Origin of the sequence: Mesorhizobium sp. M2A.F.Ca.ET.039.01.1.1 (genome assembly GCF_003998035.1) — a bacterium.
GTDB lineage: Bacteria > Pseudomonadota > Alphaproteobacteria > Rhizobiales > Rhizobiaceae > Mesorhizobium.
This window is the reverse complement of the sequence record NZ_RZRY01000260.1, coordinates 1-8253: the sequence shown is the minus strand read 5'-3', so window position 1 is coordinate 8253 and position 8253 is coordinate 1. Positions and strand designations below refer to the sequence as shown.

Here is an 8253-nt window from a genome sequence, read left to right as displayed (position 1 = left end):
GTGTTGATATAGGTCAGGTCGCTGCCCCGCATGCGGCGCCAGGCGCGCCAGAGCGCCGCGGGCAGTCGCGCCATCTCGACGGTGGCGAGCCTGAGCATCGCCTGGCGCCTGAGCACCCAGAGCGGCTCGAACACGATGCGGCTGGCATGCGGCTTGAGGATCTCGACGATCGGCCCCTGGCGCGGCAGCACGACCTCGATCTCGGCGGCCGGAAACGCGGCGCGCAGCGCAGCCACGCTCTCGGCGAAGCTGCGGTCCGAACCATAGAGCTCGTAGCCCTGATGAACGCAGGCAATGCGCATCACTTTCTTTCCACCTGCACCTCGAGTCCGCTCGGCACCGGGCCCTTCAAGCGCGGAAGAAACTTCATGCCAAATCCGCACGCCGCTCCACCCAGCGGTGGCCACTGCAGGCCCGGGAGCAAGGATCGTGCCGGCTTCCTGATTGCCCTGCTGCGGCCCTGGTACCCGACCGTGCCCCGTATCGACACAGATACGTCGCGAAGGTTGACCGATAATGAAGCAAGCCCCGCGCTCTGAAGAGAAATTTTACACCTTCATGCGAGTATCCACCCTGGGGGTACCCCTGGCACGGAAGTTGCTGGGCGGTCATTGACATAGCGACAACCATGACCGGACCCCGGGGGAATCCTTTTATTTTGAAACCGGAACTATCTTCCAACCCGATCGAAAAGCCTTCGATCCTGATCCTGGGGACACGCGGCATTCCGGCTTCCCACGGCGGCTTCGAGACTTTCGCCGAGCGGCTGGCGCTTTTCCTGGCCGGACGCGGCTGGAAGGTCGGCGTCTATTGCCAGAAGGAAGTCGAGCGCGTCGGCCAAAGGGTGACGAGCGACACCTGGCGCGGCATCGAGCTCATCACCATCGAGGTCGCCTCCAGCGGGCCGCGCGCGACGCTGGAGTTCGACTGGCAATGCGTGCTCGATGCCGCCAGGCGCCCCGGCGTGTGCCTGGTGCTCGGCTATAACGGCGCGGTGTTCCTGACCTGGCTCAGGCTCATGCGGCGCAGGATCATCACCAATATGGACGGCATCGAGTGGCGGCGGCCGAAATGGGGGCCGGCGGCGCGCGCCTGGTTCTGGCTCAACGAATGGATCGGCGCCTGGCTGTCGCAACGGCTTATCGCAGACCACCCGGCGATCGCCGACCATCTGGCGACGCGGCGGCCGCGCAGCGCCATCACCACCATCGCCTATGGGGCCGACCCGGTGACCTCGGCGCCGGAGGAACCCGTTCGCGCGCTCGGGCTCGAGCCCGGCAAATACCTGGTCTCGATCGCGCGCATCGAACCCGACAACAACATCCTGCCGATCATCGAAGCTTTCCGCCGCCGCGATCGCGGCGACATGAAGCTGGTGGTGCTGGGCACGCTCAACGACGAGATCCCCTACCATCGCGCCGTGCGCGAGGCGGCAGGCACCACGGTGATCATGCCAGGCGCGATCTACGACCAGGCGAGCGTGAAGGCGCTGCGCTACCATGCGCGCGCCTATATGCACGGCCACACTGTGGGCGGCACCAACCCCTCGCTGGTTGAGGCGCTGGCTGCCGGCAACATGGTGATCGCCCATGACAACCGCTACAACCGCTGGGTCGCCGGCGAGGCGGCGATCTATTTCAACGACACCGACAGCCTGAGCGCACGGATCGACACGGCGCTGGCCGACGACGCGCTGGTGGCGCGTTGCAGCAAGGCGGCGCGGGCACGCGCCCGCGAGGCCTTCCGCTGGGAAGACGTGCTCACCGCCTATGAGAAGGAAGCGCTGCGGCAGCTCGGCGGCGCCACCGCCGCGCCGGCGCAAGCCGACCGGGCCAAGCACGCATGACTGGGCACGCATGACTGGGGCACGCATGACTGGGCACGCATGACCGGCTGGTCTCGCCGCCGTCTGCTCGGCGCGGCGCTGGCCGTGGCGACGGCGCCGCTGGCGGTCCCGCCGCTCGTATCTAGAGCGCGCGCCGCCGGCGAATGGCCTTTCAGGCGCGGCGTCAACGCCTGGCCGTGGTTCGCGCTGACGCGCGAATACCCGGCGCCACGCACCGACTATGACTGGCCGCCTTTCCAGTCGCAGCGGCCGGTGCCGACGCCGGCTGACCTTGCCCGGCTGCGCGCCAGCGGGCTTGACTTCATCCGCCTGCCTGTCGATCCGGGCCCGTTTCTGGTCGCCGATGCGGACCGACGCGCCGACCTCATGGCGATGCTCAGTGCGGCGGTCGAAGCGGCTTTGGCCGCCGATCTCGGCGTCATCGTCAACGTGCAGGCCAATGGCGCCACCCATTACTGGAACCCCGAGCGCATGATTTCCAGCACCGGCGCGCCGGAATTCGCCCGCTACCGGGCCTTCGTCGCCGACGTGGCGGGCATGCTCAAGGACATAGCGCCCGGCAGGGTCGCGCTGGAGCCGGTCAACGAGCCGCCGCAGGACTGTTCCTCCGAGGTGTGGCCCAAGGTGCAGGCAGCGCTGCTGACCGCCGCGCGTGGCGCGGCGAAAGACCTACCGATCGTCGTCACCGGCGGCTGCGGCTCGATGGTGCGGGGCCTCACCGCGCTCGATCCGGCGCCGCTGGCGGAATTCGAGCCGATCCTGTTCACCTTCCACTTCTACGAACCCTACCTGTTCAGCCATCAGGGCGCGCCATGGATGCGCGAGCCGGTCTACCGCGCGCTGAACAACGTGCCGTGGCCAGCCTCGGCCGGCACATTGGAACAGACGCTGGCCTCGGTCCGGGCCAGGATGGCTGAGGATACGGAGAGGTCCGACGAAGCCAAGAAGGCCGCCTATGAAGAGACCGAGAAGGTGCTGAAAGTCTATTTCGACGCCCAGCCCGACCGTCGTTTCATCGACGGCTACCTCGCGCAGGTGAGCGGCTGGGCGGACGGCCATGGCATCGCGCCCGGGCGCATCATCATGGGCGAGTTCGGCGCGCTGCGCACCGACGCCCGCTTTACCGCCGCGCCCAATCCCGACCGCGCCCGCTACATCGCCGACGTCCGGCAGAGCGCAGAAGCCGCCGGCTTTCCCTGGGCGTTCTGGGACCTGTTCGACGGCATGGGCATGATGGACGACATAACCCGCGCGCTCGATCCCGCCATGGTCGAGGCGCTGGGCTTGACGATGCCGCCAACTTGATTTTTTGAATCACCAAACCGTTCCAAGCGTTTGGTTTGATGCGGGAGCCGGTGGGTGGGAGACCGGTGCATTCTTGCGAGATCACCATCTGGCTGTCGGTGATAGCGATCAACCTGGTCGCGGTGCCGCTGGTGTTGCTTGGGACGCGGAGGCATGAGGCGAGCGGGGTGGCGGCCAATGCGTAAAGGCTGTGCTCGGTCGCCCTGTTCTGCTCCGGGTGATGAACGGCGCCCGCCGCCAATCGCTCGCCGCCGGGCAGCAAGAATGTACATCTATTTGCGCATTTTCGTTGATAGGTCGTGCAAATTGTGCAAATAATTGCACGTTAGCTTCCCAAGGAATCCTTGTGCCGGAGACCAACACCACCAAGATCAAGGCTCGGCTGGAACGGGAGGGCTGGCAGCTTGTCGGCGGCTCGAAACACGACAAATACAAGAAGGCCGGGATGCCGACGATCATGGTCCCCGGCACAAGGCGGTGACGCCCTTGGTAGCCCGGTCAATCGCAAAAGCGGCGGGCTGGGAATAATACCGACTCCTCACCACGCTCCATCAAGAGCAAGGCAACGAAGAACATAGGACCAGGACATGTCTCGCTATATCGCACTCGTGGATGCCGCGGACGGCATCGTCGGTGTGTCGTTCCCCGATGCACCAGGCTGCGTGGCCCAATCGGAAAACCGGGATGAGGCATTCAAGGACGCAACCGCGGCTCTGGCTGAATGGGTGGCTGAAGAACTGGCGGAGGGTCATGACGCTCCCCGCCCTCGCAGCATGGACGAGCTTATGGCCGATGAGGCGGTACGATCGGCCTTGACCGATGGCGCCGTTTTGATCTCGGTCCCCCTCATACGCGACTATGGCCGGCCGGCCCGGGCCAATATCTCATTGGATGCAGGCCTGCTGGCCGACATCGACGAAGCAGCTCATCGACTGGGTGTCACCAGGTCTGCGTTTCTAGCTGCGGCGGCCAGGGAGAGGCTTAAGGAAACTGTCTGATCGTTCCTTCGCCGGCCTGTACAGCGCCAGCGCGATCACCACGAATTTGGTCATCAGCGTCGTCTTGGAGGCGATGCTTTCGGAGGTGTTGAGCAGGATGAGCCAGCCCAGCATCGGCAGCCAGATGCCCGGGTGGCAACGGCGCGCAACCTCGTGCATGAACAGCGCGAAGCCGAAGAAGATCAGAAGCGTGAAGAAGGCGCCCTGGTAGAGCGTCAGGCGCAGGATCGGGTTCTCGATGCCCTGCTCCAGGCCGCTGATGCGGCGCATGCTGTCGAGCAGGTCGACATCGGGCCCGACGATCAGATCGCGCAGCTCCAGATGCCGGAAGAGGTCGAACATCTCGACGCGGGCATTGGCGCTGCCGCTGTCGGAGACGAAACGTTGGAGCAGAGCGTCGAAGAAGCCGTAATAGCCGGCGAGCGCGATCGCCAGCGGCAGCAGAGCGGCGAGCATGATCACCAGCGCGGCGCCCAAGAGGTTGACTCGCCCGGTCCTGAGCTGTGCCAGGCCCTGTATCAGTAGATAGACGCCGCCGAGCAGGATCGTCAGCACCATGCCCGAGCGGCCGCCGAAGGCGACCAGCGCGCAGAACTGCAAGCCGACAAGCGCCAGCCTGAGCGGCGTCGACAGCGAGCGCGAACCCGACAGCAGCGACAGCACATAGATCGAGGTGACCGTGGCATTGGAGAGCGGATGCCCCTGCAGCGCGGTGGAGCGCAGATCATTGACGAACACGGCGCCGTCGAACCTGTAGGGGAACACCAGATGCTTGGTGCCGAACTCGAACAGCGCCATCAGCGCGTTCACCGTCATGACGGCATGGATGACGATCCGCAGCTGGGCAAAGGTCTTCTCATCGTCCTCGCTAAGCAGCAGCACGACCAGCGCCGGGGCGACGAACGTGTCGATCATGCCGGCCATGCCGGGGCGCTGCCTGAGGATGACGACGAACAGAAGCACCGTCGAGATCACCGCCATCAGCATCGTTGCCGGCCGCTTGTTGGTGACATGGACCACATAGCCGACCGGATTGCCGAAGGTGCAGGCGCGCCAGACGAAGACGAGCACGAAGAGATAGGTGGACGGGTGGATCTTGCTCAGCGGGCTGCCCTGCAGACCGTCGTAATTGTAGCCTGCCAGCCACAGCATGCCGCCCGAGATGGAAAACAGAAGCAGCACCGCAACGGTGATGCCAAGACGGGTCAGCGTGTCAACCGGAACAGTGCGCTGGCCCGCCATGCCGTAGCCCGGGGCCGGGACAGGCCGGGCGGGACCAGCCAGGATCGAGGCCATGTCAGGCCGCCTCGTCGACCAGCATGGCGCCGGTCGGCAACCGTCCCATGACGGAGACCGCTTCGGAGGTCGAGGCGACGTCGCGCATCGGGGTCGCGTTCAGCCTGGCGACGAGCAGGATCTCGTCGGCCATGGCGACCAGCGGCAGGACGTTGAGGTCGTCGGCCAGCGCGCCGCCGTCGATGACGACGAGCTCGAAACTGCGATTGGCCTCGGCCAGCATGCGGTGGGCGAAATAGAGCGCCTGCGCTTCCTGGAACACCGCTGCCGGCCGGCCCCGGCCGATGAGCGCCACCGAACTGCCGGGCGCATAGCGGCTGACCGCGTCGAGCGGATATTCGCCGCGCAGCACGTCGAGCACGCCGGGCTGCGGGTCCTTCTGGCCCTTGCCGGCATTGATGTCGATGAACAGCACGCGGCGGCCCCTGGCGGCGGCCGCGTTGGCGAGCTGCCATGCCACCCTCGAGCGCTGCGCCTTGTCCTCGGGCGACGACGCCACCAGGATGGAGGGCACCAGCGGCCAGTCCGACGGACGCCTGGTGGCGGCGGCGATACGCTGCAGCGCGAGCCCCGCCACGGCATCGGTCTTCTGGGCGGCAGCGCCGGAGCGGCGGCGTCCCCTGCCCGGCAGCACGCCCAGCACCGGCGCCTCGATGGCTGACTGCATCTGGTTGGCGGAAAGCACGGTCGGCGAAAGATATTCGGCGATCAGCGCCATGCCGATGCCCAGCGCCAGCCCGCCGAACACGGCGCCGAACACAAGCAGCCCCTTCGGCGGCCAGCTCTTCTTCAGCGCCGGCATGGCATTGGAGATGATGCGGGCATTGGTGCTGTCGACATTGGTCTGCTCGCGTGTTTCCTGGGCGCGTTGCAGGTAGTTGGCATAGACGGTGCGCACGGCGTCGAGGTCGCGCTGCAATTCGCGCAGACGCACCGATGCCTGGTCGGTATCGAGCGATTTCGACTTGAGCGCCGCCACCTTGGCCTGCAGCGCCTGCTGGTTGGCCAGGGATCGTTCATAATCGGTCTCCGCGGCGGTGACGATGCGGCCGAGCTCGCGCTGGATCAGCACGCGCAGGTCGCGCAGCTGCTGCTGGGCGGCGATCATCGAGGGGTGGCGCGGCCCGAGCCCGGTGCCGAGCTGCGCGATCTGGTCGACCAGCGCCGCTTCCTGCGCCCTGAGGCTTGAAATCGTCGACGAGCGTGTGGCTTCCGAGGTCGCGTCCGGCGCGCCGCCCTGCCTGCGCAGCTGATCGACCTGCGCCTTGAGCTGCTGGGTGCGCGCCTGCGCGGCGGTCAGCTCGGCATTGAGCCCGGTCAGTTCCTGGTCGCTCACCAGATTGCCCTGCGCCATCACCATGTTGTGCTGCGAGCGATAGGCCTCGACCGCGTTCTCGGCCTGCTCGACGCGCTTGCGCTGTTCGTCGAGCCGCGCGGTGATCGCCTCGGAGGCCTTGGCGGCCTTTTCCTTGCGCGCGTCGGCCTGGTCGGCAAGGTAGGCGGTGGCGATGGCGTTGGCGATGTCCGACGCCTTCTGCGGGCTCTTGGCGGTGATGATGATGTTGAGCACCAGAACCTTGTCGTCGCGCTTCACAGCGAGGACACGGCGCAGCGAATCCAGCGTGGTCGCCGTCCTGTCGGTGTCGCTGTCGCCGAAGAGCATGCCCATCCAGCGCCCGAGACCGCCCTGCCCGTTGAACTCCGGATCCTCGGTGAGATTCTCCGCCTTGATCGCGCGCAGCAGCACGCCGTTCGACTGCGCGACGCTGACCTGGCTCTCGACCTGGGTGATGCCGCCGTCGGGCGAGATGCGGCTCGGATTTACGTCGTTGGTGACGACCTGGAGGTCCTCGGGATCGACGATGATCTGCGCCGTCGAGGAGTAGAGCGCCGGCGTCAGCATGGTGTAGACAAGCGTCAATCCGGTGAGCAGCGCGGTGACGGCGAGGATCAGGAAGCGGCGCCGCAGCAGGATGCGGCCGAGATCGCCAAGCTCGACCGTGGCAGCCGCTGGCGCCGGTGCGGGCGCGTAATAGGCTGGCGCCGGCGCGACCGCCTCCGGAGCGTTCTGCTGGGGCACCATGAGCAGGGGTGGTTGCAAAGGTCGCTCCGACAACGCTCCATCGGCCGGCAAGACGAGAAATGCGGCGTTGGCCTAGCTATTCCCGGCAACGATTAAAACACTGTTAATTATGTTCATAAATTGGGGCTGCCCTGGCACGAAGTTTGCACCGACACGGTGGAAATTAGGTGCAGCTGAAATTGGAGACATCGTGCGCATGCGGCGGGAACTAGAACCGGCGGGCCTGCCTGCCGGCTCCGGAGGCGAGTCGCCCGGGGACCGGCCATGCGCCTGAGCCTGCGCCTCGACGGCGACCGCGTGCGCGCTTTCCATGTCGCGCTGGCCGAAAGGCTGTCGCAGCTGCCCGGGATCGAGCTTTGCGTCGACGCGCGTCCGGCGGCGGGCGGTGTGCCGCAGGCGGCCGAGGCGCTGTTCCAGCTTGAGACGCTTATCCACCGCCTGCCCGCCGATGGGACGGCTAGGCGTGTGCCAATTTCGATGCTGGCCGGCCATGCGAGAGCGTCCCAGCCAACCGAGCTCACCATCGACCTCGTCGGCGATGTCGAGCCGCAAGGCGGACAGGTCTGGCAGCTCGCCTATGACGGCGTCTGTGGCGAGGAAGCCCTGCTGGCGCTCATCCTTGCCGGCCGCACGCCCCTCGCCCGGCTGGAGCAGGACGGCGCTGTCGTCGCCGAAGGGCGGCTCGGTACCGAATATCACGGCATCGCGCTGGCATCCTTCCAGGA

Annotated in this window: 7 protein-coding genes and 2 pseudogenes; 6 read left to right on the top strand and 3 right to left on the bottom strand. The window is 66.5% G+C overall.

What is annotated here, in order from left to right; all coding sequences use genetic code 11:
• Window positions 1-302, bottom strand: a pseudogene (locus tag EOA24_RS19745) (glycosyltransferase family 1 protein); the annotation flags it as partial.
• 356 nt (window positions 303-658) lie between these two features.
• Between EOA24_RS19745 and EOA24_RS19740 the strand changes: the two are divergent.
• From EOA24_RS19740 to EOA24_RS19725, 5 genes are all read left to right on the top strand, one after another.
• Complete coding sequence (locus tag EOA24_RS19740) at window positions 659-1846, top strand: DUF1972 domain-containing protein (protein ID WP_245467113.1); 1188 nt, start codon at window positions 659-661, stop codon at window positions 1844-1846.
• Between the two features lie 39 nt (window positions 1847-1885).
• Window positions 1886-3151 (top strand): cellulase family glycosylhydrolase, encoded by a 1266-nt coding sequence (locus tag EOA24_RS19735; RefSeq protein ID WP_126083312.1) that lies wholly within the window; start codon window positions 1886-1888, stop codon window positions 3149-3151.
• 50 nt (window positions 3152-3201) lie between these two features.
• Window positions 3202-3336: a hypothetical protein gene (locus EOA24_RS43920; RefSeq protein ID WP_281059005.1), complete on the top strand. Its 135-nt coding sequence runs from the start codon at window positions 3202-3204 to the stop codon at window positions 3334-3336.
• Window positions 3337-3497: 161 nt separating this feature from the next.
• Complete coding sequence (locus EOA24_RS43915; protein ID WP_281059513.1) at window positions 3498-3632, top strand: hypothetical protein; 135 nt, start codon at window positions 3498-3500, stop codon at window positions 3630-3632.
• A 106-nt stretch (window positions 3633-3738) separates the two neighbouring features.
• A complete protein-coding gene (locus EOA24_RS19725) occupies window positions 3739-4149 on the top strand; it encodes a type II toxin-antitoxin system HicB family antitoxin (protein ID WP_126083313.1) in 411 nt (136 codons plus the stop codon).
• Here the strand turns inward: EOA24_RS19725 and EOA24_RS19720 are convergent.
• On the bottom strand, window positions 4108-5445 hold the full coding sequence (locus EOA24_RS19720; RefSeq protein ID WP_126083314.1) for a VpsF family polysaccharide biosynthesis protein: 1338 nt from the start codon (window positions 5443-5445) through the stop codon (window positions 4108-4110). The genes EOA24_RS19725 and EOA24_RS19720 overlap by 42 nt on opposite strands.
• Window position 5446: 1 nt before the next feature.
• Entirely contained in the window at window positions 5447-7546 is a 2100-nt protein-coding gene (locus EOA24_RS19715; RefSeq protein ID WP_126083315.1) for a Wzz/FepE/Etk N-terminal domain-containing protein, read from the bottom strand.
• Window positions 7547-7792: 246 nt separating this feature from the next.
• Between EOA24_RS19715 and EOA24_RS19710 the strand changes: the two are divergent.
• Window positions 7793-8253 (top strand): annotated as a pseudogene (locus EOA24_RS19710) (formyl transferase); the annotation flags it as partial.